General features: G+C 67.4%; 24 protein-coding genes. 18 read left to right on the forward strand and 6 right to left on the reverse strand.

All coding sequences use genetic code 11. The features are described 5' to 3' along the window. The first annotated feature begins 325 nt into the window (after positions 1 to 325). A complete protein-coding gene (locus MBTS_RS02570) occupies positions 326 to 709 on the forward strand; it encodes a hypothetical protein (protein ID WP_056146043.1) in 384 nt (127 codons plus the stop codon). Between the two features lie 371 nt (positions 710 to 1080). Here MBTS_RS02570 and MBTS_RS02575 read toward each other — a convergent pair whose 3' ends face one another. Next, entirely contained in the window at positions 1081 to 1275 is a 195-nt protein-coding gene (locus MBTS_RS02575; protein WP_027172650.1) for a con-10 family general stress protein, read from the reverse strand. Positions 1276 to 1620: 345 nt separating this feature from the next. On the opposite strand from MBTS_RS02575, the gene MBTS_RS02580 reads away from it, so the two are divergent. Further along, positions 1621 to 2064, forward strand: coding sequence for a cyclic nucleotide-binding domain-containing protein (locus MBTS_RS02580; protein ID WP_018042425.1), 444 nt, complete (start codon positions 1621 to 1623; stop codon positions 2062 to 2064). Between the two features lie 10 nt (positions 2065 to 2074). Here MBTS_RS02580 and MBTS_RS02585 read toward each other — a convergent pair whose 3' ends face one another. Further along, positions 2075 to 2518, reverse strand: coding sequence for a VOC family protein (locus tag MBTS_RS02585; RefSeq protein WP_018042426.1), 444 nt, complete (start codon positions 2516 to 2518; stop codon positions 2075 to 2077). Between the two features lie 205 nt (positions 2519 to 2723). Here MBTS_RS02585 and MBTS_RS02590 point away from each other — a divergent pair, with 205 nt between their 5' ends. The 9 genes from MBTS_RS02590 to wrbA all read left to right on the forward strand — a co-directional run bounded on the left by MBTS_RS02590 (position 2724) and on the right by wrbA (position 12278). Further along, positions 2724 to 3560: an N-acetylmuramoyl-L-alanine amidase gene (locus tag MBTS_RS02590; protein ID WP_056146047.1), complete on the forward strand. Its 837-nt coding sequence runs from the start codon at positions 2724 to 2726 to the stop codon at positions 3558 to 3560. 119 nt (positions 3561 to 3679) lie between these two features. Further along, a complete protein-coding gene (locus MBTS_RS02595; RefSeq protein ID WP_373321261.1) occupies positions 3680 to 4321 on the forward strand; it encodes a L,D-transpeptidase in 642 nt (213 codons plus the stop codon). Between the two features lie 326 nt (positions 4322 to 4647). Next, positions 4648 to 7326 (forward strand): pyruvate, phosphate dikinase, encoded by a 2679-nt coding sequence (gene ppdK / locus MBTS_RS02600; protein ID WP_026175689.1) that lies wholly within the window; start codon positions 4648 to 4650, stop codon positions 7324 to 7326. 209 nt (positions 7327 to 7535) lie between these two features. After that, positions 7536 to 7793, forward strand: coding sequence for a hypothetical protein (locus tag MBTS_RS02605; RefSeq protein WP_147832246.1), 258 nt, complete (start codon positions 7536 to 7538; stop codon positions 7791 to 7793). 177 nt (positions 7794 to 7970) lie between these two features. Next, positions 7971 to 8996, forward strand: coding sequence for a cell wall hydrolase (locus MBTS_RS02610; protein WP_373321260.1), 1026 nt, complete (start codon positions 7971 to 7973; stop codon positions 8994 to 8996). 207 nt (positions 8997 to 9203) lie between these two features. Further along, positions 9204 to 9830 carry a hypothetical protein gene (locus MBTS_RS02615; protein WP_056146056.1) on the forward strand — a complete coding sequence of 209 codons (627 nt, stop codon included), beginning with the start codon at positions 9204 to 9206 and terminating at the stop codon, positions 9828 to 9830. 112 nt (positions 9831 to 9942) lie between these two features. Beyond that, positions 9943 to 10929: an acrylyl-CoA reductase (NADPH) gene (acuI, locus tag MBTS_RS02620; RefSeq protein ID WP_192215018.1), complete on the forward strand. Its 987-nt coding sequence runs from the start codon at positions 9943 to 9945 to the stop codon at positions 10927 to 10929. Positions 10930 to 10971: 42 nt separating this feature from the next. Next, positions 10972 to 11433, forward strand: a complete 462-nt coding sequence (greA, locus tag MBTS_RS02625; RefSeq protein ID WP_192215019.1) for a transcription elongation factor GreA — start codon at positions 10972 to 10974, stop codon at positions 11431 to 11433. A 245-nt stretch (positions 11434 to 11678) separates the two neighbouring features. Beyond that, complete coding sequence (gene wrbA / locus MBTS_RS02630; RefSeq protein WP_192215020.1) at positions 11679 to 12278, forward strand: NAD(P)H:quinone oxidoreductase; 600 nt, start codon at positions 11679 to 11681, stop codon at positions 12276 to 12278. 193 nt (positions 12279 to 12471) lie between these two features. Here wrbA and MBTS_RS02635 read toward each other — a convergent pair whose 3' ends face one another. Next, entirely contained in the window at positions 12472 to 13464 is a 993-nt protein-coding gene (locus MBTS_RS02635; protein WP_056146068.1) for an L-threonylcarbamoyladenylate synthase, read from the reverse strand. A 186-nt stretch (positions 13465 to 13650) separates the two neighbouring features. Here MBTS_RS02635 and MBTS_RS02640 point away from each other — a divergent pair, with 186 nt between their 5' ends. The 6 genes from MBTS_RS02640 to MBTS_RS02665 all read left to right on the forward strand — a co-directional run bounded on the left by MBTS_RS02640 (position 13651) and on the right by MBTS_RS02665 (position 20196). Next, entirely contained in the window at positions 13651 to 15417 is a 1767-nt protein-coding gene (locus MBTS_RS02640; RefSeq protein ID WP_192215021.1) for an acyl-CoA dehydrogenase family protein, read from the forward strand. A 427-nt stretch (positions 15418 to 15844) separates the two neighbouring features. Further along, complete coding sequence (locus tag MBTS_RS02645; RefSeq protein ID WP_192215022.1) at positions 15845 to 16603, forward strand: enoyl-CoA hydratase-related protein; 759 nt, start codon at positions 15845 to 15847, stop codon at positions 16601 to 16603. Next, on the forward strand, positions 16600 to 17457 hold the full coding sequence (locus MBTS_RS02650; RefSeq protein WP_056146079.1) for an SDR family NAD(P)-dependent oxidoreductase: 858 nt from the start codon (positions 16600 to 16602) through the stop codon (positions 17455 to 17457). Before MBTS_RS02645 ends, MBTS_RS02650 begins: the two co-directional genes overlap by 4 nt. Before the next feature lie 10 nt (positions 17458 to 17467). Beyond that, on the forward strand, positions 17468 to 18334 hold the full coding sequence (locus MBTS_RS02655) for an SDR family oxidoreductase (RefSeq protein WP_056146081.1): 867 nt from the start codon (positions 17468 to 17470) through the stop codon (positions 18332 to 18334). Between the two features lie 10 nt (positions 18335 to 18344). Beyond that, a complete protein-coding gene (locus MBTS_RS02660) occupies positions 18345 to 19349 on the forward strand; it encodes a magnesium transporter CorA family protein (protein WP_018042441.1) in 1005 nt (334 codons plus the stop codon). Between the two features lie 85 nt (positions 19350 to 19434). Next, positions 19435 to 20196 (forward strand): SOS response-associated peptidase, encoded by a 762-nt coding sequence (locus MBTS_RS02665; protein ID WP_056146084.1) that lies wholly within the window; start codon positions 19435 to 19437, stop codon positions 20194 to 20196. Positions 20197 to 20213: 17 nt separating this feature from the next. On the opposite strand, the gene MBTS_RS02670 is transcribed toward MBTS_RS02665, so the two are convergent. The 3 genes from MBTS_RS02670 to MBTS_RS02680 form a co-directional block, all read right to left on the reverse strand. Beyond that, positions 20214 to 20369 carry a hypothetical protein gene (locus MBTS_RS02670; RefSeq protein ID WP_187273426.1) on the reverse strand — a complete coding sequence of 52 codons (156 nt, stop codon included), beginning with the start codon at positions 20367 to 20369 and terminating at the stop codon, positions 20214 to 20216. A 174-nt stretch (positions 20370 to 20543) separates the two neighbouring features. Then, positions 20544 to 21809: a class I SAM-dependent RNA methyltransferase gene (locus tag MBTS_RS02675; protein WP_026175693.1), complete on the reverse strand. Its 1266-nt coding sequence runs from the start codon at positions 21807 to 21809 to the stop codon at positions 20544 to 20546. Positions 21810 to 21820: 11 nt separating this feature from the next. Continuing rightward, complete coding sequence (locus tag MBTS_RS02680) at positions 21821 to 22567, reverse strand: TlyA family RNA methyltransferase (RefSeq protein ID WP_192215023.1); 747 nt, start codon at positions 22565 to 22567, stop codon at positions 21821 to 21823. Between the two features lie 220 nt (positions 22568 to 22787). Between MBTS_RS02680 and MBTS_RS02685 the strand changes: the two genes are divergently transcribed. Next, positions 22788 to 24335 (forward strand): CYTH and CHAD domain-containing protein, encoded by a 1548-nt coding sequence (locus MBTS_RS02685; protein WP_192215024.1) that lies wholly within the window; start codon positions 22788 to 22790, stop codon positions 24333 to 24335. The last annotated feature ends 88 nt before the right edge of the window (positions 24336 to 24423 follow it).

The following is a 24423-nucleotide window of genomic DNA, read 5'->3' on the forward strand; positions in this document are numbered from 1 at the left end:
AAAAAACGGGCCGGACTGAGTCCGACCCGTCAAAAAGTTTCCGGCCAATGCACAAGGGGAATGCGGGGGAGGACCAGGCGGCCGGGTGATTCGATAACGAGCCGGATGCCACACGGTTCCAAAAAATGCATAGGCTGCCGCTTTACGGATTGACGTGATTTTTATGCAACGCCGTCCTGTGGACCGTTTGTCATTGGTGGAAAATTTTTAGCAACAAAGAGGGCCCCGTTCACTAGTCATAAAGTTTTTAGACCAGTCGAGGAACCCGGAACGGTCTGGTTCGGTTATCGAGCATCCTGTCAAGCTCCGTTTGGAGATTACGACAATGCTTCGGTCCGGTTTCATCTTGAGTGTCGGTGGACCTGCAGCACTCCTGACGATGCTGGTGCATCCCATCCTGCAGCGCGAGGCCGACCTTCGGTCACCTCCCGGCGCCACTGTCACGCAGCATGCGCCCGCGACCGTCGCTCCGGCGATCTTCCTCGCTCCAATGGGGGCTACGAAGGCCGGGGGTACGACACTCCGTGTCTCCACAGCGCTCTCCGTCCAGCGTCGGGCTCCCGGAACGGCGTCCGATCAGAATTCGGCTCTGACCGACAAGCCGGTGATGAAACCGCGCCGGACGATGCGCGACGGCTGCGAGGGAGCGATCAGTTCGCTGGCAGGTCCCGAAGCGCGCCGCATGATCCCGGGGCGCTGCATCGCCTGAGGTGTCCCTGAGAGCCTGCTCGATCGGGTCTCTCAGCGGATACTCACGCCAAAGTAGACCTTCCCAACAGACGACCTCATCCTGAGGTGCCGGAGCGTAGCGGAGGCCTCGAAAGCGCTCTCCAGTCGCAGAGCGATCCCTGGAAACATCCTTCGAGGCCGCTGCGCGGCACTCAGGATGAGGTTAAGCCTTGGACGAACAAGCTGAGTATTCTTTGGGTCGATAGCAAAAAGCCTTCCGCTCTTCGCGGAGGGCTTTTTGCTATCGACGGTCGCTTTCGCGAAACGGAACAGATGGCCGAAGGGCGCCCGCAACGAAAAAGGCGCGCACCGGCAAACGGCACGCGCCTCATTTCGATATCGATCCGGGCTCTAATCTTCGCCGTGACGCCCGGGGGTTGTCGACTGGCCACCTTTGCGACCGGCCGACGAGGCCAATTCGCGATCCTGGGAAAATGAACGCTTTTCCGCTGGAACGCTCCGCCCACCCTTGCTCGCGATCTCGCGTTGCCGCTCCAGATCCATCGATGCAAAACCTCGCTTTGAGGTAGAATTTCCTGATGCCATCAGCGCCTCCTCAGCATGTGGTTCTCGAACTGAACAACCTTCGCCAATATCGATGGTTCCTCGGCCAACCTTGCCGAAGACAAATGGCCGCTTCGGTCTGGTCGTGCACGGTCCATCACTGTCGTCATCTGCCTCGGCGAAGCCGGAAATTCGCTGCGGAATGCGGCCGGTCACTCCCATGGATCGGCGGCGGCGGACCGCTTCGGCGATCTCCGCGAGGGTGAGGCATGCGGGTAGATCGGGCGGGGCTGGACAATGGATGGGCAAACCGCATGGATGCGCGGGACGTAGAAGCGCCCGGCTCTGGGCGCCTGCGAGCGGAGCGCTCAGAATGGTCCACGCATCATGACCCTCGACACGGAGGTATCCTCACTGCGACAGGTGCCGTTGTTTCGCGGTGTCGAGCCGTCGCGCCTGAAGCTGCTCGCCTTCACGAGCGAGCGCGTTCATTTCGAGGCCGGCCAGCAGCTCTTCGCCCGAGGCGACGTGGCGGACGCCGCCTACCTTCTTCTGGAAGGCTCGGCGGCGGTGACCATCGATGGAACGTTCGGCCCGTTCCGGCTGGCCCTTCTCGGGCCGAATGCCCTCGTCGGCGAGATGGGTATCCTGGCAGACCAGCCGCGCTCGGCCACCGTCCAGGCGGAGACCCCCATCACGGCGCTCCGCATCGATCGGACCGTCTTCCTCGAACTCCTGGCTCAGTTCCCGCAGATCAGCATCGCCGTCATGCGGGAACTCGCGCTGCGGCTCGAGCATACGAACCAGCAGTTGGCGGAACGCCGCGCCTGAGCCGAAACCGTCACTCCGTCGGGTAGGTGATGAATTCCATCAACGACCCGTCCGGATCGCGGAAATAGACGCTGATCCCCGCGCCGGCAGCCCCATTGCGATCCACGGGGCCGAGCTCGACAGGGACGCCCTGCGCCGCCAGATGCGCCACCGCGTCGTCGATCGAACCCGACCAGCGGAAGCACAGATCGCTGCCGCCGGGCATCACCGGACGCTCGGCCAGGGGCGTCGGCGACAGCCCCGGACCATGGACGTTCAATTGAACGCCACCGAACCGGTACGCGACACCCTTCCCGCGGGGGATCACCTCGGCCCCGAGCACGTCGCGATAGAAAGCGGTGGACCGCTCCCAATCCGAGACATGGATCACGCAATGGTCGAGATGGATCGCCGGCCCGAGCTCGGCGAGGGGTTCCTCGATCTCCGCGACCGTGAGCGTCTCAGTATCGGCCATTGCGTCTGCGCCTCGGGTTCCGGCGGCTCGGCCGCGTCGAAGGGAGCATGCCCCGTGCGGACCGGCGGGGCAACGCAGGCCGCGCGGTGGCGCCAGTCGTGTAAACCTGAGATATACCACTAAATCTCAGGTTGCATGGCCCGTCGGCTTTTCCACATGATCGTCCTGCCGCGAATCGCTTGCGGCTCGAGAGGGGGCGGGGATCATGGCGTTCGCGATCAGTGCCAATCAGTTGCGCCGCGATGGCAAACCCGTCACCTCCCTACCATCGCCTTATACCGGCGGAGCACTTCCCTCACCGACGCGCTTTCTGGCGATGCATTTCACCTATGGAGCCAGCGCGAGATCCAGCGCCGAGTGGTTCCAAAGCAAGGACAATCCGGGTTCGTCGGCCCATCTCGTCATCGACCGCGATGGATCGGTCATTCAGTGCGTGCGCTTCGACAAGGTGGCGTGGCATGCCGGCAAATCGACATGGCGCGGCCTGTCCGGCCTGAACCACCATTCCATCGGCATCGAGCTCGCCAATTGGGGGCCACTCCATTTGGCTGGAGGCGAATGGAAGAGCCATACCGGTGTGACCATCGCCCATCCGCACATAGCGAAACACAAGAACGGCAACCCCAACGGAGAGAATTGCCCGATCGGTTGGGAGCCCTATCCCCCGGTTCAGTTCCAGGTGGCTGCCGAGATCGCGAGGCTGCTTGTAAAGACCTATGGCGTCGAGGAGATCGTCGGCCATGACGACATCAGCGCAGGGTGGAAATGGGATACCGGCCCGGCCTTCGACATGGCGCATTTCCGCAGCCTCGTCTTCGGGGGCCGGGCCGACAATGACGGTGTCGGCCTCACGGTCGATGTCGCCGAGGGCCTCAACCTGCGGACCGGACCCGGAACGACGTTTCCCGTGCTCCGGCTGCTTCCGGCCGGGACGCTGGTGGAGCCAATCGAGCGCGACGGCAGATGGCTCGGGGTGAGCGTGCTGAATGCGCAAGGTCAGCCGAGCCAGACGGGCTGGGTCCATGACCACTACCTCTCGTAAATCCGGCCGGACGGGCATGTTCCCTGCTGCTGCGACGTGAAAGACACAACATCAGAGGCCACCGGACGGTAGTCATGAGGGCAATGATCCGCCCGACGACCACTTTCGTGGAGCCCTCCATGCATATCCGCCGCGTCCTTCTCAGCCTGCTCGTCATCGCTCCATTGGCCGCGTGCAATTCCCGTGGCCCGATGACGGTGGCGCAGGATGACGAGGCCGCCTGGTATACGGGCTCGATGCCGGACAAGCCCTACGACGTCCCGCTGGTGGACACGTCGCGGCTCGATCCGAAATATCGTCGGCAGGTCGTGCGCTACACCGGCGCGGAGAAGCCGGGCACCATCGTCGTCGACATCGACAATCGCCAGCTCGCCCTGGTGCAGGAGGACGGCACGGCCCGTCAGTACGGCATCGGCGTCGGCAAGCTCGGCTTCTCCTGGAAGGGCGAGGCGAAGGTCGGCCGCAAGGGCGTGTGGCCGGATTGGAGCCCCACCACCACGATGGTCTCCCTCAACCCCGATCTGCCGCGGACCCGCAAGGGCGGCGTCGACAACCCGCTGGGCGCCCGCGCGCTCTACCTCTACCAGAACAACCGGGACATCCTGTTCCGCATCCACGGCACCAACGAGCCGTGGAGCATCGGCGAGCAGATGTCGTCCGGCTGCGTCCGCATGCTGAACGAAGACATCGTCGACCTGTTCGAGCGGGTTCCCGTCGGCACGCGGGTGCTGGTGCGGCGCAACGGCAAATATCGGGTCTGAGGACGGATCGGGTCCGGGCACGGGGCCGAGACAACGTCATCCGTGAGTGACGGCAACACCGACATCGGCCCTCGATCCTCGATCCTCGGGCGAGGTTCGCCAGGACCGATGATTGCGCGCAAGCGGGCAAAACCGCCGGGTTCCCTCTCGTCGGGGTGACACGCTCTGCATGATGCATATTTGTCACACCGCCGTATGACAAATTTCGTCTCTCGTTACACGCAACGGGCCTCGAACGGCCGTTCATCTTGCGTTGCAGCATGCAATGGTCCAACGCGGCATCTAGGGGTATGCTATCCCGAAGTGTTGCAAGCGGATCAATGACGATGGCGAAGTGGGTCTACTCGTTCGGCGACGGCAAGGCGGAGGGTCAATCCTCCATGCGCAACCTCCTCGGAGGTAAGGGCGCGAACCTTGCCGAGATGTCCAATCTCGGACTCCCAGTCCCTCCGGGCTTCACCATCACCACCGAAGTCTGCACCTGGTACTACGACAACGGTCGCCAATACCCGGCCGAGCTGAAGGCCGAGGTCCAGGCCGCCCTCGATGCGGTGGGTGCGCTCACCGGGCGCGGCTTCGGCGATCCCAAGAACCCGCTCCTCGTCTCCGTCCGTTCCGGTGCCCGCGCCTCCATGCCGGGCATGATGGACACGGTGCTGAACCTCGGCCTGAACGACACCACCGTCGAAGCCCTGGCCGAGGGCGCCGGCGATCCGCGCTTCGCCTACGATTCCTATCGCCGCTTCATCACCATGTACTCGAACGTGGTCCTCGACGTGGAGCACCACGCCTTCGAGGAGGCGCTGGAGCATTACAAGGAGACCAAGGGCTTCAACCTCGACACCGAACTCGGTGCCGAGGACTGGAAGCACATGATCGGTCTCTACAAGAAGATCGTCCGCGACGAGCACGGCTCGGACTTCCCGCAGGACGCGGAAGACCAGCTCTGGGGCGCCATCGGCGCGGTGTTCAGTTCCTGGATGATCCCGCGCGCCAAGAAGTACCGCGAGCTCAACGGCATCCCCGAGAGCTGGGGCACGGCGGTCAACGTCCAGGCCATGGTGTTCGGCAACATGGGCGACACCTCGGCCACCGGCGTCGCCTTCACCCGCAACCCCTCCACCGGCGAGAGGGCGCTCTACGGCGAGTTCCTCATCAACGCCCAGGGCGAAGACGTGGTGGCGGGTATCCGCACGCCGCAGGACATCACCGAGAAGGCGCGGATCGAGGCCAAGTCCGACAAGCCGTCGATGGAGCGGGCGATGCCCGAATCCTATGCCGAACTGGTGCGGATCTATGGGCTGCTCGAGACCCATTACCGCGACATGCAGGACATGGAGTTCACCATCGAGAGCGGAAAGCTCTGGATGCTCCAGACCCGCAACGGCAAGCGCACCGCCAAGGCGGCCCTGCGCATCGCCGTGGATCTCGCCGCCGAAGGCCTGATCACCGAGGAGGAGGCGATCGGCCGGGTCGAGCCCGCCGCCCTCGACCAGCTCCTCCACCCCACCATCGACCCGAAAGCCGAGCGCAAGATCATCGCCTCCGGCCTGCCGGCATCCCCGGGTGCGGCCACCGGCGAGATCGTGTTCAACTCCGAGGATGCCGAGGCCGCCCGCAAGGCCGAGCGCAAGTGTATTCTCGTGCGGATCGAGACCAGCCCCGAGGACATCCACGGGATGCACGCCTCCGAGGGCATCCTCACTACGCGCGGCGGCATGACCTCCCACGCCGCCGTGGTCGCCCGCGGCATGGGCAAGCCCTGCGTCTCGGGCGTGGGCACGATCCGCGTCGACTACAAGGCCGGTACCCTCACGGTAGCGGGCACGACGCTGAAGGCCGGCGACAAGATCACCATCGACGGCTCCACCGGCCAGGTCCTCCTCGGCGAAGTGAAGATGCTCGAGCCGTCGCTCTCCGGTGAATTCGCGACCCTGATGGGCTGGGCCGACAAGGTTCGCACCATGAAGGTGCGCACCAATGCCGACACGCCCACCGATGCCCGCGCCGCCCGCAACTTCGGCGCGGAAGGCATCGGCCTGTGCCGCACCGAACACATGTTCTTCGAAGGGGACCGGATCGTCGCCGTCCGCGAGATGATCCTCGCCGACGACGTCGAGGGCCGCCGCTCGGCCTTGGCGAAGATCCTGCCCTATCAGCGCCAGGACTTCGTCGAGCTGTTCACGATCATGTCCGGCCTGCCGGTGACGATCCGCCTGCTCGATCCGCCGCTGCACGAGTTCCTGCCGCATACCGATGCGGAAGTGCAGGATGTGGCCAAGAGCACCGGCGTGTCCGAGGAGAAGCTCCGCCGCCGGATGACCGAGCTGCACGAGTTCAACCCGATGCTCGGCTTCCGCGGCTGCCGCCTCGCCATCGCCTTCCCGGAGATCGCCGAGATGCAGGCCCGCGCCATCTTCGAGGCCGCCGTCCAGGCCGCCAAGGAGACGGATGCCCCCGTCACCGCCGAGATCATGGTTCCGCTGGTCTTCACCCAGATGGAGTTCGACATCGTCAAGGCGCGCATCGACGCCATGGCGAAGGCCGTCACCGAGGAGACCGGCGCGGCGCTGTCCTACCAGGTCGGCACCATGATCGAGTTGCCGCGCGCGGCCCTTCGCGCCGGGGACATCGCCAAGACCGCCGAGTTCTTCTCCTTCGGCACCAACGACCTGACGCAGACCGCGCTCGGCATCTCGCGCGACGACGCCGCGACGTTCCTCGGGGCCTATACCCAGAAGGGCATCCTATCGGCCGATCCGTTCATCTCGATCGATCAGGAAGGCGTGGGCGAACTGGTCCGCATCGGCGTCGAGCGGGGCAGGGCGGTCCGCCCCGACATCAAGCTCGGCATCTGCGGCGAGCATGGCGGCGATCCGGCCTCGATCCATTTCTGCCAGGAAGTCGGCCTCGATTACGTGTCGTGCTCGCCCTACCGCGTGCCGATCGCGCGTCTCGCCGCCGCTCAGGCAGCGCTCGCGATGCGGGACAAGACCCGCGCCTGAGTGCCGGACCTTGAGACTTTGAAGACTGGAAAGGGCGGCCGATGGCCGCCCTTTTTCGTGGCGCTGCGCCATTCGAAATTTCGTTGAATAAACCTCCGAATACCCCTTGAACCGATGTCGCTTCGGCACGTTGAGTGCTAGTGCCAGACCAAAGCGCGACGACGCTCCCGGCTGGGTGGGATGGCATTGAACGCGCGGGAACGCCGACCATGAGCGACTCGAGCCAACCCCCTGTATTCCTCTCCGAAACCTCGCATGCCGTGCCCGTGCCACGGGTCGTCCAGCAGGCCTATATCTGGGTCGTCTCGGCGCTCGGCGGTGTCGCGACCATCGCTCTTCTCGTCTTCGCGGTCGCGACGCAGAGCAGTGCCGATGCGGAGCGCATTGCCGAGAGCAAGGGACGCTCCAGCGTCAATGCTCTCGTGGGCGCCCTCGCGGTGACACACGGTCGCCCCGGAAACCTCTGATCGCTCTCCAATACGTCCGAACAACTTCGCGACGACCGTCCGAGGTCTTCGCGAGACGCGATCACGTTCATCGTCTTAAGACACTCGCAACCATAACGCCCGATAGTTTGGATCATCCCTTCTGGTCGCCCCTGCGCGTGACCAGCGAGGCCAGGTCCCTAACCGGGTTGTTTGGTCGTGAGTACGAAACGCGTTCGCCGCCCCTGCCAACGGCCCTGGTTTCGCGCCTCCATGGTGCCCTGGACCCTCGCCCTCGGCTTCGTCGTCTCCTTCACGGCAAGCGCCGGAACCGACCCGTCCGCATCCGGCCTCACGGGACAGGGCGGAGCGCGGATCGCCTTGCGGCTGCCCCACGATACGCCGGGGGTTCGTCGCCGCGTCGATGCGAAGGCGACGGAACGGCTCTATCCCAATCATGAGGCCGGTGCCGGCCAGGACACGAAAGCGCCCGTCGTCAGGGTCGGCCTGTCGAGCGCCGATAACGGCCTTCTCGTCCCCGGCTCCGCGATCTGGTCGCCCGACCTCGAACCGGCTTCGGGTTTCACCCCCCCGCACGAAATGGCCGGCGAGGAGGAGACCGATGAGCTGTCGGACGGCGCCACACCCGCCATTCCGCGCGCCATCGCCTTGTCGTCCACGACACCGGCCCCGGCGGATGCCACGCCCATCGAGGTCGCGGCGGCGAGCCTGATGTTTCCCGGCTTCGCGCCGCGAAAGGATCTCGGCGCCGGCATCGCCGAGACCGTCCCCGAGGACGCCCGGCACCGCTATGCCGACCTGATCGTCCCCGATTCCATCGACCGCGAGCAACGCTGCCTCGCCGAGGCGGTCTATTTCGAGGCTCGGAGCGAGCCCGAGGACGGCCAGGCGGCCGTCGCCCAGGTCGTGCTCAACCGCGTGAAAAGCGGTCTCTACCCGTCGAATGTCTGCGGCGTCGTCTACCAGAACCGCCACCGCTACATGGGCTGCCAGTTCTCCTTCGCCTGCGAGGGCAAGTCCCTGCGCATCACCGACGGCCCCTCCTGGCAGAGCGCCACCCGCATCGCCAGCGCGGTGATCGAAGGCCGCACCTATCTCAGCGAGGTCGGAGGCGCCACGCATTACCACGCCGATTACGTGAAGCCGGGCTGGTCGAGGCGCCTGCAGAAGATGGACGTGATCGGACGTCACATCTTCTACCAGTTGAAGCGTGGGCAGACCTGAGACCGGTTTAACGAGCCGTGAATCGAACGGAAGCGCCTTACTTAAGCAAAGTGAAGATTGCGTAGTGTTAAGCCAGGGTTAATTTTACCCTGATCTGCGATAGAGCTTGCTCCGAAGGCAACTTGACCGCCTTTAATGCGTCGAAGGCTGCGCACCAATGCTGGGTGCGCGCCGATCACACCGCATTTCAGTGTCGAGGATTCGAGCATGACCGCGCCGGTCACCCATTTCACGCTGTCCGCCTCCGCCCTCGCCGGCGCCCTTCTCGGTGCCTCGATCCTCGCGACATCGGCTCAGGCCGGGGGCTGCGGCGGGGCCGAATGCTACCGGCATGTCACGACCCCTCCGGTCTACGACACCGTGTCCGAGCGCGTCCTCGTCCGCCCCGCCCGCACCGTCTACCGCTCGCTTCCTCCGGTCTACGAGACCGTCTCCGAACAGGTTCAGGTCTCTCCCGGCGGTCGCGTCTGGCAGACGCGGCGTGATGCCTATGGCGAGATGATCGGCTGCTGGGTCGAGATTCCGCCGCGCTTCGCCGTCCGTCACCGCCGCATCTTGGCCCAGCCCGGCCAGACCATCCCGGAGACGATTCCCGCCGAATACGCCAGCGTCCAGCGCTCCGTCCTGGTCTCGCGCGGCCGGTCCGGCTGGGTGCCGGCCCATTCCGGCCCCGGTTACGCCAGCGCCGGTTATGTCGGCCCCGGTTACGCCGGCTCCCACCGTGCTCCGGTCATCGGCTCGATCCCCGATGCCTTCGGCATCACCGGCGCCAGTTCGGCCGATATCGGGGTCGGCCTCGGCTTCTCCACCGGCAGCATCTACGACGGCTACTGATCGACCGCGAGGCGACGCCTCCCCGGCCCCGGGCGCATCCGCGCTCGGGGCCGGCTTGATTCACGCCCGCCCCGCCACAGGTCATGACCGAGGCGTCAGGAGACCGACGGACATGGCGACGTTCAAGGCATGGGTGATCGAGAAGGGCGAGGCGGGCCAGAACCTTCGCTTCACCGATTTCGACGAAGCGAACCTGATGGACGGCGACGTCACCGTCCGGGTCACCCACTCGACCCTCAATTACAAGGACGGACTGGCGATGACCGGTCGCTCGCCCGTGGTGCGCCGCTTCCCCATGATCCCCGGTATCGATTTCTCCGGCGTGGTCGAAAGCTCCGAGCATCCGGACTACACGCCCGGCGATGCGGTAGTGCTCACCGGCTGGGGCGTGGGTGAGAGCCATCTCGGCGCCTATGCCGAGCGCGCACGGGTGAAGGGCGATTGGCTCGTTCCACTGCCGGACGGTTTGAAGGCCGAAGAGGCGATGGCGGTCGGCACCGCCGGCTATACCGCCATGCTTTGTGTCATGGCGCTCGATGCCCATGGACTGAGCCCCTCCGACGGACCGGCCATCGTCACGGGTGCCTCCGGTGGTGTCGGATCGGTGGCGGTGGCGCTTCTGGCGAAAGCCGGGTGGCACGTCATCGCCGTCACCGGGCGCGCCGGCGAAGCGGATTACCTCACATCCCTCGGCGCCTCCGAGATCCTGGACCGGGCCGAACTCGCCAATCCCGGCAAGCCCCTGGCGAAGGAGCGCTGGGCGGCCGGGATCGACGCGGTGGGCTCGACGACCCTCGCCAATCTCCTCGCCGCCACCAAGGCCGACGGGGCCATCGCGGCCTGCGGCCTCGCCGGCGGCATGGACCTGCCGACATCGGTAGCGCCCTTCATCCTGCGCGGCGTCAGCCTGTTCGGCATCAACAGCGTCACCACGCCCCTGCCGAAGCGCCGGCAAGCCTGGGCGAGGATCGCGAAGGAGCTCGACCGGGACCTCCTCGCCAGGATGACGAGCACCGTGCCCCTCGCGCAAGTCGGGGCACTCGCGGAAGACATCCTCGCGGGACGGATTCGTGGCCGCACCGTCGTCACCATCCGCTGAGGGCAAGCGGAACCGTTTCGATCCCGGAGCATTGCCGTTTCCATGAGCAGTGCATTCGTCAAAGAGCGTGAGGGCGGCGAGGCCTTCGAGGATCTTCCCGACCGTCCGATCTCGCCCCACACCAATTTCGTCACCCCCCAGGGGCTCGCCCAGATGGAGGCAGAGGTGGCGCGGCTGCAGTCGGAGTTCTCCGCGCTGACGCCGGGGGCCAAGGCCGATGAGGCCCGTGTCACCCGCGACCTCGCCTACTGGACGGCCCGGCTCGGCTCGGCCGAACTGGTGGAGCCCATGAGCGGCGACACCGTGCATTTCGGCTCCACCGTCACGATCGTCAAAGAAGACGACACCAGGCAGACGTTCCGCATCGTCGGCGAGGACGAGGCCGATCCCGCAAAAGGGTCGATCTCCTATGTCTCGCCCATGGCCAAGGCGCTTACCGGCAAGAGTGTCGGCGACAGCGTCGAGGTGAATGGGCACGAGGTCGAGATCGAGTCGATCGCCTGAACGGCGGGCAGCCGGATTTTCTCCGGCGACTTCTCTGAACCTAGCCGCCGCGCGCCGAGCGTGACGGCTTTCCGCGTTAGGCCAGATTTCGTCCCGTAAACGCCCGCGCTTTTCACGCGCTGCGACGGAGTCCGTTGGGCCTAAGGCTGCTTTCGTGGCACATGGCGCTTCCATGAACCCTGCGCGGACCGATATACCGCCAAGCTTGGAGCCGCGGCGCGGCTCCTATCGATGGAGTGAGCAGGATGGCGAAGGTACTGGTTCTCTACTACTCGTCATGGGGACACGTTGAGCAGATGGCGAACGCCGTCGCAGAGGGTGCGCAAGAGGCGGGGGCCGAGGTCAGCGTCAAGCGCGTGCCGGAACTCGTCCCCGACGATGTCGCCAAACAGTTTCACTACAAGCTCGACCAGCAGGCGCCCATCGCCACCGTGGACGAGCTGGCCGATTACGACGCGATCATCTTCGGTACGCCCACACGCTACGGCAACATGGCCGCCCAGATGAAGCAGTTCATCGACCAGACCGGTGGTCTCTGGGCGCAGGGCAAGCTGATCGGCAAGGTCGGCTCGGTCTTCACCTCCACCGCCTCCCAGCATGGCGGTCAGGAAACGACGCTCACCAGCTTCCACACCGTGCTCTTCCACCACGGCATGGTCGTTGTCGGGTTGCCCTACGCCTTCGCCGGGCAGAACGGTGTCGAGCAGGTCAAGGGCGGCACGCCCTATGGCGCATCCACGATCGCCGATGGCGACGGCAGCCGCCAACCGGTCGACATCGAACTCGACGGCGCCCGCTTCCAGGGCAGGCACGTGGCCGGCATCGCCGCCAAGCTCGCCGGCTGATTGAGCGTCGGCACATGACAGGCCCCGCGCATCGCGCGGGGCTTTCGACGTCGGGAAGTGCTGCAGCGACCAAGAAAAAAGGCTCGGATAAATCCGAGCCTTGAGGGGGAGAAGGTCATTGGGGGCTGAACCGACCTTCGTGACTGTGAAACGTGCTCACCATGGATGAGTTCCACGGTTTGCAGAAAAAAATTCAGCGGGGTGCCGCGGCTCGGCGCAGCCTGTCGTTGATCGCTTCTCCGAGCCCCGTCCGAGGGATCGGAGCGACGGCGATGGTCCCGGTTCCCACCTCGTCGAGCCGGCGCAGCGACGAGAACAGGGCGGCGGCAGCCTCTCGCAGGTCTCCTGCCGCGCTCAGGTTCAGGCGCGCTGTCGCCGCTTCCGCTCCGGGCGGGTCCACGGGGCCGAAGAGCAGGACCGCCTCGTGCGGTTCGACCCGCGATGCGTCCAGCCGCACGGCGGCCCTCGGCGCGTAATGGGACGCGAGAAGACCGGGGCCGATCGGCGCCTCGGCGGATTCGTGACCGGCATCGAGGGCAAATCCCAGGATCGCCTCGACCGCCTCCCGCGTCACGCCGCCGGGACGCAACAGGCGCGCGCGACCGTCGAGACAGGCGACGACCGTGGATTCCAAGCCGACCGGGGTACTCCCGCCATTGAGGATTGCGGCGATGCGGCCGTCGAGATCGGCGAGGACGTGCTCGGCACGGGTCGGGCTCACACGGCCCGAGCGATTGGCGGAGGGCGCCGCCACCGGCCGTCCGACTTTTTCGAGCAGGGACAGGGCGACGGGATTGGCCGGGACGCGCAGGGCCACGCTGGGGAGACCGGCGCGGGCGAGGTCGCTCACGGTCCCGCCCGACGCCGCCGGGACGACCAGTGTCAGCGGGCCGGGCCAGAACGCCTCTGCGAGACGTAAGGCCAGACCGTCGAACACGCCCTCGCGCCGGGCTGCATCGAGACCGGGCAGATGGGCGATCAACGGGTTGAAGCTCGGCCGCTCCTTGGCCGCATAGATGCGCGCGACGGCCTCGGCGTCGGAGGCATCGGCGCCGAGCCCGTAGACCGTCTCGGTGGGAAACGCGACGAGCCCGCCGCTCCGCAGAAGCCGCGCGGAGCACTCGATCCCGGCCTCGTCGATGTCCAGCCTCAGCGTTTCACCGGGGATTGACCCGAGATCGTTCATATCTAAACTATTCCCTGCCTGAAGGGCGTCGGGCTCGGTGCCGCATCGTCGACGGGGACTGCCTATCCCCGTGAACCCGTCTTGCCTATGCCTGGGAGCACATGGCGCGACGGGCCGTATCGCCGGGTCGGCGCGCGCGTCAAACTCAGGTGAAGCGTCGCTCGAGACGACGCGGGAGGACCATCCATGACCTATCGCACGCCAGTCGCCGAAATCAGCTTCGCCCTGCGCCACGTGGCCGGGCTCGATGCCGCCATCGCCTCGGGAGCCCATGGCGACCTGACGATGGAGGATGCGGACGCGATCCTTCAGGAGGCGGGCCGGGTGGCGGATGCGGTGATCGCGCCGCTCAACCCGGTGGGGGACCGCCAGGGCGCCCGTCTCGCCGACGGCGCCGTGACCACGTCGCCGGGGTGGCGCGAGGCCTATCGCACCTGGATCGAGGGCGGCTGGAACGGCCTCAGCGCCGAGGCCGATCACGGCGGCCAGGGCCTGCCCCTCCTGCTGAATGCGGCCTGCAGCGAGATGTGGAATGCCGGCAGCATCAGCTTCGCCCTGTGTCCGCTCCTCACCGCCGGCGGGATCGAGGCGCTGGCCAAGCACGGCTCCGACGATCTCAAGGAGCGCTATCTCGGAAAACTCATCTCCGGTGAATGGACCGCCACGATGAACCTCACCGAGCCCCAGGCGGGGTCGGATCTGTCGCTGCTGCGCAGCCGGGCGGAGCCCGCCGGCGACGGGACCTACCGGATCGTCGGCTCGAAGATCTACATCACCTATGGCGAGCACGACCTGACCGACAACATCGTCCACCTCGTCCTCGCCCGTCTGAAGGACGCGCCCGCCGGTACGCGCGGCATCTCCCTGTTCCTGGTGCCGAAGTTCCTCCCCGACACCAGCCGCAACGACCTGCGCTGCTCCGGCCTGGAGCACAAACTCGGCATCCACGGCTCGCCCACCTGCTCCATGGCCTTCGGCGACAACGGCGGCGCCACGGGCTGGCTCATCGGCGAGGAGAACCGGGGCCTCGCCTGCATGTTCACGATGATGAACTCGGCCCGGCTCAATGTCGGGCTGCAGGGCGTCGGGGTGGCGGAGCGCTCCTATCAGCAGGCGCTGGCCTATGCCCGCGACCGGCGCCAGGGCAAGGCGGCGGGCTCGTCCGATCCCGTCAGCCCCATCGTCGACCATGCCGACGTGCAGCGCATGCTGCTGACGATGAAGGCCTATACGGCGGCCGCGCGCGGCATCTGCTACCTCACGGCGCAAGCTCTCGACGCGGCGCGCGGGGCCGAGGGCAAGGCCGGGCTCGACCGGGCGTCGCTGCTGACCCCCGTGGCCAAGGCCTTCTCCACCGACATCGCCAACGAGGTGACGTCGCTGGGCGTCCAGGTCCATGGCGGCATGGGCTTCGTGGAGGAGACGGGAGCCGCGCAGCACATGCGCGACGCCCGCATCCTCGCCATCTACGAGGGCACCAACGGCATCCAGGCCATCGACCTCGTGGCGCGCAAGCTGCCGCTGAATGGCGGGGCGACCGTGCGGGCGCAGCTGGCCTCCATGCGTCGCGTGGCAGAGGCCGTGCAGAAGGATGCGACACCGGCCTTCGGCCATCTCGGGCCGCGCCTCCGCGCCGGGATCGAAAGCCTCGACCGGGCGACGAGCTACCTCCTCAAGGCGCTGGCCTCCAACCGGCCGGAGGAGGCCCAAGCCGGCGCGACGCCGTATCTGCGCCTGTTCGGCCTCGCGCAGGGCGCGACCTGCCTCGCCCTTGCGGCTTTGGCCTCGAATGCCGCCCTCAAGACCGGCGAGACCGATCCCGCCCACGGCGCCCGCATCGCGCTGGCGCGGTTCTTCGCCGAGAACCTCCTCACGGCGGCGGGCGGGCTGGAACAGAGCGTCGTCGACGGCGGCGGTTTCACGCAGGACGGTATGCTGGCTTTGGCGGGGTGAGCACGAAGACTCTCCCCCCAACGGATCCAGTGCTTGTCCGTGGTTTTCATCCCAGGCGCCCAACTCGGGACGGCCCGACTTGGGGTTAGAGGGAGCAACTGGAGATGAAAGGGGAGGATGCATCAAGCGGAGCGACGGGTACGCATCCCCTCGCCCCGCCTGCGGGGAGAGGGCCGCGACGACCTTGTCGTCGACGCGGCGAGGCGGCAGCCGACGGTGAGGGGGTGGACCCGAAGGAGTCTCATCCGGAATCGCCCCCTCACCCTCGCTTCGGCTTCGCCTCTCGCTCATCGCGGACACGACAAGGTGCCCGCGATCCTCTCCCCGCACGCGGGGAGAGGGGGCTCCCTCCTCCGTTCGACGAAGCGGCCACATGCGATAGCTCTGCTGCAAAGGGGAGAGGGATCGCCGGAAAGCGAGAACACACATGACCGAGCACATCGCGATCCACGACAGACCGGACGGCGTCCGCCTGATCCGCCTCGACCGGCCGGAGAAGAAGAACGCGCTCACCGGCGCCATGTACGATGCCATGCGCGACGCGCTCGCTGAGGCGGATTCATCTGAGAGTATCGGCGCCATCGTCTTCGCCGGGGCGCCGGGCGCGTTCAGCGCCGGCAACGACCTCGCCGATTTCGTCGCCGGCGCGCGAAAACCCTTCACCGAGGCGCCGGCCCTTCACTTCATCCGCCAGCTCGCCCGGACGACGACACCGATGGTGGCGGCGGTGGACGGGATCGCGGTGGGGATCGGCACGACGCTGACGCTGCATTGCGACCTTGTCTATGCGAGCCCGGCCGCGCGGTTCCGGATGCCGTTCGTGGAACTCGGCCTCGTGCCGGAAGCGGCCTCGTCCTACCTGCTGCCGCGCCGGGTCGGGATCCTGAAGGCCACCGAACTCCTCCTTCTGTCGCAACCGTTCGATGCGGAGGAAGTTCTGCGCCTCGGCCTCGTCAACGCCATCGCGCCGAGCGACCTCCTGCTCGATCACGCCTTGGCCCAGGCGGCGCGCCTCGCCGCGCTTCCGCCCGGTGCCGTCGCCGCGACGCGCAGGCTCATTCGCGGCAATCAAGCCGAGGTCGAGGCGGCGCTCGAAGCGGAGGCCGTGGCCTTCGAAGCACGGCTGCGGGCGCCCGAGGCACAGGAGGCGTTCGCGCGCTTTCTCGGCAAGTCGAAAGCCTCATGAGCGGGCGCGCCGCCGTCCCGGATCTGAGCCGGACGATCTGCCTCGTCGCGGGCGCCTCACGGGGAGTCGGCCGGGGCATCGCCCGCGGGCTGGGAGAGGCCGGGGCCACGGTGATCGTCACGGCCCGGTCGAGCGAGACGGGGCCGCGCACCGAGGGCCGGCCAGAGACCATCGAGGACACCGCCCGCGAGGTCGATGCCGCCGGGGGCGAGGGCCACCACTACCTTTGCGACCACACCAGCGAGCGGGCGGTGGACGGCCTCGTCCATTGGGCGCTGCGTCGCTTCGGCCGGATCGACGTGGCGGTCTCGAGCGTCTGGGGCGGCAACGAAGGCTTCGACGGGGAGAGCTACGCCGACGGGATCGAATGGGGCACGCCGTTCTGGCGTCGCTCCGCCGAGTCGTTCTCGCAGGTCTTCGAGACCGGCCCCTATCCGGCGCTGCTCCTCGCCAGAGCCGTCGCGCCGGCGATGGTCTCGGCCAAACGCGGCCTCATCGCCTTCGTCTCGTTCGACACCGAGACCGGCTACCTCGGCGACGTGTTCTACGATCTCGCCAAGGCCAGCACCAACCGGCTCGCCTTCGCCTGTGCCCGGGAACTCGCCCCACACGGGGTCACCGCGCTCGGCCTATCGCCCGGCTTCGTCCTCACGGAGCGGGCGCGGGACAACGGCCATGCCGACCGGGCGACGGAGAGCCCGCTCTATGCGGGACGGGCGCTGGCGGCCCTCGCCGCCGATCCCGATGTCCAGGCCCGTGCCGGGCGCATCCTGCACGCGGGCGATCTCGCCGCCGAATACGGCTTCACCGACGCCGACGGCACGACGCCGCCGCGTTTTCAACTCGGATCGTGAGAAGACGGCCATGACGGATTCGAAGTCCCTGAAGGGCAAGACCCTCTTCATCACCGGCGCCTCGCGCGGCATCGGCCTCGCCATCGGTCTCCGCGCCGCCCGCGACGGCGCCAACGTCGCCATCGCCGCCAAGACCGACACGCCGCACCCGAAGCTCGACGGCACGATCCACACGGCGGCGGCCGCCATCGAGGCGGCGGGCGGGCGCGCCCTGCCGCTCATCGTCGACGTGCGCGACGAGGAGGGCGTCGCCTCGGCCATCGCGCGGACCGCGGAGACCTTCGGCGGCATCGACATCGTGGTGAACAATGCGAGTGCGATCTCGCTCACCCGCACGCCGCAGACGGAGATGAAGCGCTTCGACCTGATGCACCAGATCAACACGCGCGGAACCTACATGGTCTCGAAACATGCGATCCCCTATCTGGAAAAGGCGCCAAACCCGCATATCCTGATGCTGTCGCCGCCCCTCGACATGGCGGAGAAGTGGTTCGCGCCGCATCTCGCCTACACCATGGCCAAGTTCGGCATGTCCCTCTGCGTCCTCGGGCTTGCCGGCGAGCTGCGCAGGCAGGGCATCGCGGTGAACGCCCTGTGGCCGCGCACCACCATCGCCACGGCGGCGGTGCGCAACCTCCTCGGCGGCGAAGCGCTGATCCAGGCGAGCCGGACGCCGGAGATCGTCGCCGATGCGGCCCATGCCCTGTTCCTGAAACCGTCGCGCGAGGTCACCGGCCGCTTCCTCATCGACGACAGCTTCCTCGCCGAGCAAGGTGTCACGGACTTCACACAATACCGCGTCACACCCGGCATACCCCTTGCGCCGGACTTCTTCGTGCCGGATGCGAACACACCGCCTTCCGGGGCCCTCGCCTGAGACGTAAAGCGTGATTTTCATCCATCAGCCGATCGCCGGCCCCGGGCACATCCTGCTCGACCGCCGTCCCCTCGAACTGCAGGACCCCATTCCCGACGAGACCGTCTGGCTCGACATGATCCGCCCGACGCGGGAGGAAGACCTCAAGGTCGAGGCCTTCATGGGCATCTCGGTGCCGACCCGCGAGGAGATGAAGGACATCGAGCCCTCCGAGCTCCTCTACGTGGAGGACGGTGCGCGCTACATGACCGGCCGGGTGCTGAGCAAAGTCAGCGACGCGGATGAGCCGGGGCTGGCCGGCATCACCTTCATCCTGCGCGGCAACCGCCTCGTGACGGTGCGCTACGAGGAGCCCCAGGCCTTCCGCATGTACACCCAGCGGGCCGGACGCTCGACGGGCAACGGACCCTCGGCCGCTCCGTCGGGCGAGACGATTCTCGCCGGGCTGATCGAGACCGTGATCGACCGGGCGGCGGACGTGCTCCAGCTCCAGGGAGAGCGGATCGACCGGCTCTCGGGCAAGATTTTCGAGGAGAAGGCGGACCCTTCGGCCCGCAACACCGCCCTGCAGGATACGCTGCGGGCGCTCGGACGCCTGGGCGACCTGATCTCGAAGCAGCGCGAGAGCCTGGTCTCCATGGAGCGCATCCTGCTCTCGCTCTCGGCGACCTACCGCACCACCAAGGCGCCGCGGGAACTGCGCGAGGACGTACGCTCGACCCTGCGCGATCTGCAGTCGCTCGAGGAGCACGCGACCTTCCTATCCTCGAAAATCCAGTTCCTCCTCGACGCGACACTGGGCCTCGTGAATCTCGAGCAGAACAACATCATCAAGCTGTTCTCGGTCATGGCGGTGGTGTTCATGCCGCCCACCCTCATCGCCTCGATCTACGGCATGAACTTCAAGGCGATGCCCGAGCTCGACTGGACCTTCGGCTATCCCATGGCCGTGGTGATGATGGTGGTGGCCGCCGTGCTGCCGTATGTGTTCTTTCGCTGGAAGAAATGGCTGTAGGGCAGGATGGATCTCGTGCGTCCCCGGACTTTCGGCACCGCTCATCGGGCTCGTCCTGCAATGGACGGCGGGCGAAGGTAAGCAGATGTGCGGCCGCTTCCTCATTCAGCAAGATCCGAACGTCTTCCGGTCGTTCTACGGCTATCCCGAGCAGCCGAATTTCCCGGCGCGCTACAACGTGGCGCCGACGCAGCCGGTGCCGATCGTGCTGGCGGAACGCGGCGAGCGGCATTTCCGGCTCATGCGCTGGGGCTTCCTGCCGGGCTGGCTGAAGGACCCGAAGGGCTTTCCGCTCATCATCAACGCGCGCGTCGAGACGGTGCTGGAGAAGGCGACGTTCCGGGGGGCCATCCGCCACCGCCGCTGCGTCTTCCTCGCCGACGGGTTCTACGAATGGCGCCGGGAGGGAACCGGCAAGGCCATGACGCGCACGCCCTACATGATCCGCCGGGCGGACGGGGCGCCGATGGCGCTCGCGGGTGTGTGGGAGAACTGGCTCGGGGCCGACGGGTCCGAGATCGACACCGCCGCCATCGTCACCACGGGCGCCAACGGCACCATGGCGGCGATCCACGACCGAATGCCGGCCATCCTATCGCCAGAGGCCATCGAGCCCTGGCTCGACCATCTCGGCACGGAGCCGCGCGATGCGGTCTCATTGTGCCGGCCGTGCCCCGACCAATGGCTGACCCTCGACGTGGTGAGCGCGAGGGTCAACGACGCACGCAACGAAGGCGCGGACCTCGCCGTCCCGGTCGGCCGGGCCAGACCGGAGACGGTCTTCGACATTCCGCCGGACGAGCGCCCGTTATCCAGCGACGAGGACGCTCAGGGGACGTTGTTCTGACCGAAGGGCGCGGGCGTTCAGGGTTGGGGGCGGGACGAGGCTCGCTCGTCGGCTCCGCGACGAAAGTCGTTGTAGACGTCGAGGAGAGCCCAGCCGGCGGTCAGCAGGGAGAAACCGGCGACGGCCGTGACGATGGCTGCGGAAACCAGCAGCTTGGCGGTGAAGACGTCCACGACGAATGGTCCTGATTGGGGGAGCGACTTTGCTCCTCCCAACATGGCGATGGCCATCCACGCCGGCCATGGGATTTCGAGCGCGGCTGCCATGACCTCGCGGAGCCCTGCCGCGTGCCGCAGCGCACCGCGACCCTAAGAACAGGCGGTGTCCGCGACCGTCGGGGCCGGTCCCTACCTCAGCGAGGGCCTGCGCTTGGCGACATCCTTGCGGAACACGCCCACCATTTCGAGATGGCTCGAATACTTGAACTGGTCGACGGGGACGACCCGTTCGAGGCGATAGCCGCCCTCGATCAGCGTCGCCGCATCGCGGGCGAACGAGCCGATGTCGCAGGCGACGCCGATGACCAGGGGCACTTTCGATTCCGCGATGCGCTTGGCCTGGGCCTGGGCTCCGGCGCGCGGCGGATCGAACACCACGGCGTCGAAGGTCTCGAGTTCGATGGGCAGGAGCGGCCGGCGGAAGAGGTCGCGGGTCTCGCTCGTGATCCGGCGCAGGCCGCGCGTGGCACGAAACGCCCGGTCGAGGCTGGCGATCGCCGCCGCCTCGCCCTCTACCGCATGGACATCCCGCGTGCGGGCCATGGCGAGGGTGAACGGGCCGGCTCCGGAAAACAGGTCGACCACGCGCTTCACGCGCTTGTCGAGGGCGGAGACCACGAGTTCGGCAAGCATCGCCTCGCCCGCTTCCGTCGCCTGCAGGAAGCCCCCCGGCGGCGGCACGAGGCGGGTCTCGCCGGTGGTGATCGCGGGCGCGCGGCGCTCCACCACGATGTCGCCGTGCAGGGACAGGCGCGCGAGGTCGAGCTCGCCCGCCAGCCGCACCAGCGTGGCGCGCAGGCCTTCGCTCACCGGGCCGTGCCCGCGCAGGTCCACGTCGAGTCCGGCTTCGGTGGCGGTGAAGGCGACGTCGAGGGGCTTGCGGCCGTGGCCGAGGGGCGCGCTCAGCGCCCGCGCGACGGCCGGCGCCCGGTGGAGCTGCTCGACGGTGATGGGGCAATGGTCGATGGCCACGAGGGCGTGACTGCGCGCCTCCATCAACCCGGCGACGCCCTTGCCGTCGATCTCGCGCACGTGGAGCGTCAGCCGGCGGCGGCCCGATCCATGGGCATCGCGCGCGGGCTCGCATGGCACGTCGATTCCGGCCTGGGCCAAGCCCTGCGCGAGGTTGCCCCGCTTCCAGGCGGCGTAGGGCTCTGGCGCGAGATGCTGGACCGCGCAGCCTCCGCAGGTTCCGAAATAGCCGCAGAACGGGTCGATCCGGTCCGGGGAGGGCGTTTCCACCGCGACGAGGGACACGCGCGCGCCGTCCTTGCGGATCGAGACGCGCTCGCCGGGCAGGGCATAGGGAACGACGGTGCCGTCCGTCGCCATGCCGTCGCCGCGCTGCCCGAGGCGCGCGATCTCGACGGTACGAAGGGTCTGTTGTTCGGTCATGGTCGTGTCCGTCATGGGCGCACCGTCGAGCGTGCCCCGATGAGGAACTCGCGATTGCCGTCGCCACCGGCGACAGGGGAGGGGATGAGGCCGAGGACCGACAGGCCGAGATCGGCGACGAGGTTCGTCACCTCCTCGCAGACCGCCTGGTGGACGGCCTCGTCGCGCACGATGCCGCCGCGCCCGACCCGGTCGCGCCCCGCCTCGAATTGAGGCTTGATCAATGCCGCCAGGGCCGCACCGGGGGCCATGAGCGGCACGATTGCGGGCAGGACAAGGCGAAGGGCAATGAAGCTGACATCGACCGCCACCAGGGACGGCGCTCGCGGGATCGCCGCGGTGTCGAGGCCACGCACGTCCCGGCCCTCGAGGCTGGTCACGCGGGGATCGCCGCGCAGGGAGGCATGCAGCTGGTCGCGGCCGACATCGACGGCATAGACATGCCCGGCACCGGCTTTCAGCAGCACGTCGGTGAAGCCGCCGGTGGACGCGCCCACATCGAGGCAGACGAGCCCGGCCGGATCGAATCCGAACGCCGCCAGCGCGGCCTGCAGCTTAAGCCCGCCGCGCGAGACGAAGGGGTGCGGCGCGCTTGCCACGATCCGCGCCCTGGGGTCGAGCCTGTCGGAGGCGCGGGTCACGGGGCGGTCGTCGGCGGTGACGAGGCCCGCCTCGATCGCAGCCTGGGCCCTCGCCCGACTCTCGAAATGGCCACCCTCGACCAGGAGCCGATCGGCCCTCACCCGGTCCACCGTCATCGAACCCTTACGATCCCGTGTGATCTCTCGCCTAAGATCCGATTCCCCGGATCGAGGCCAGACCAACCGGGCCACCCCGTCTCAGCTACGGGAATTCTCGGGTTTGTCCATCCGGGCAACGACATGGCCCGCTTGCGTGCCCGTCGAAGCCCATGGATGATCCACACCCGGTCCTCGGGCGTTGGCGCCCGTCATACCGGATCACAGAACAGGACGATCGATGGGTACCCCGAGGGAAGTCGAGCTGAAGCTGGATTGCGGCGCCGCGGAACTGGCGGAGCTGGCGCGCCACCCGCTGCTTGCCGTCGAGCAGCCGACGGAGGCCGAGTTCCTGTCCGCCACCTATTACGACACGGCCGACCGGGCGCTTCACCGCAAGGGGATGTCCCTGCGGGTTCGCCGGCATGGGGAGCGTCACGTCCAGACGGTGAAGGCCGCATCTTCGGCGGCCGGCTTGTTCGACCGCTCGGAATGGGAATGGGCCGTGGACGGCCCTACACCGGACCTGTCGCTCCTCGAGGAGACGCCGGTCCCGGAGGTACTCGCCAGCGCGTCCTCGCCCGACCTCGCCGCCGTCGTGACCACCATTATCGAGCGTACCACCCGGGCCGTTGCCCACGGACACTCGCGCATCTCGGCGACCCTCGACCAGGGGCGGGTGGAGACGCCGGTCGGCGACGCGCCCATCTGGGAACTCGAACTCGAACTGATCGAGGGCGATCCGGCGGACCTGTTCTCCCTGGCGCAGAGCCTCGCGGAGACCGTGCCCCTGCGTCTCGGCGTCTTGTCGAAGAGCGAGCGCGGCTTCAGGATCCTCGGCGAGAGCCTGCGGCGTCCGAGCAAGGCCGGAGCGGTCAAGCTCGACCGGGACGCTTCGGCGGCCACGGCATTCCGCACCATCGCCGTCGCCTGCCTGACCCATCTGCGGCTCAACGAGGATGTGTTCCTCAAGACGCGCGACCCGGAAGGGCTGCACCAGATCCGCGTGGCCCTGCGGCGGCTGCGCTCGGCCTTCACCCTGTTCAAGCCGATTCTCGTGAGCGATCCCGCCGCCACGACCCTGCGCGAGGAGATCAAGCGCATCACCGAGCCGTTCGGGCACGCCCGCAACCTCGATGTCTTCCTCAGCGAAACCCTGGCCGACGAGATGGCCCGGAGACCGGAGGAGGTGGGGCTCGACGATCTGCGAATCCGCCTCGAAGCCGAGCGGGATCGCGCCTACGGGACCGTCTTCACGATCCTGGAATCGCAAGCCTGGCGCAGCCTGATCCTCGATCTGTCCGCCTGGATCGAGACCGGGCCGTGGCGCGGCAATGCGAATCGGGAGGCGGTCTCCGCCCGCGACCATGCCGAAGCCATGCTCGATAAGGCTCGCCGGCGCATCCGCAAGCGCGGCCGCCATCTCCAGCGCCTCGATGCGGAGGCGCGCCACGAGGTGCGAATCGAAGCCAAGAAGCTGCGCTACGGCGCGGAATTCTTCGCCTCGCTCTATGCGGAGAAGAAGGCGCAGAAGCACCACAAGGCGTTCGTCTCGGCCCTCTCGGACCTGCAGGACCATCTCGGCGCGCTCAACGACCTCGCCACCGCCCACTCCGTGCTCGCGAGCCTGGCTACCACCGGGACGGGCGAGGCCGCCGATGGCGACGGGCGGGCGCTGTTCGCCGCCGGCCTCACCGCCGCCGACGGAGAAGCCCGCACCAACGATCTGCTCAAGGCGGCGGAGAAGGCACACGAGGAACTGCTCGACGTGAAACCGTTCTGGCGCTGAATCGCGGTCTCAGACCAGACGGTGGTGAGTGAACCTCATCACCGTCTGCCTACGCGGCGGCGGGCGTCCACCGATCGCGCCGAGGAGG

Source organism: Methylobacterium bullatum, assembly GCF_014845095.1.
Taxonomy (GTDB): Bacteria; Pseudomonadota; Alphaproteobacteria; order Rhizobiales; family Beijerinckiaceae; genus Methylobacterium; species Methylobacterium bullatum.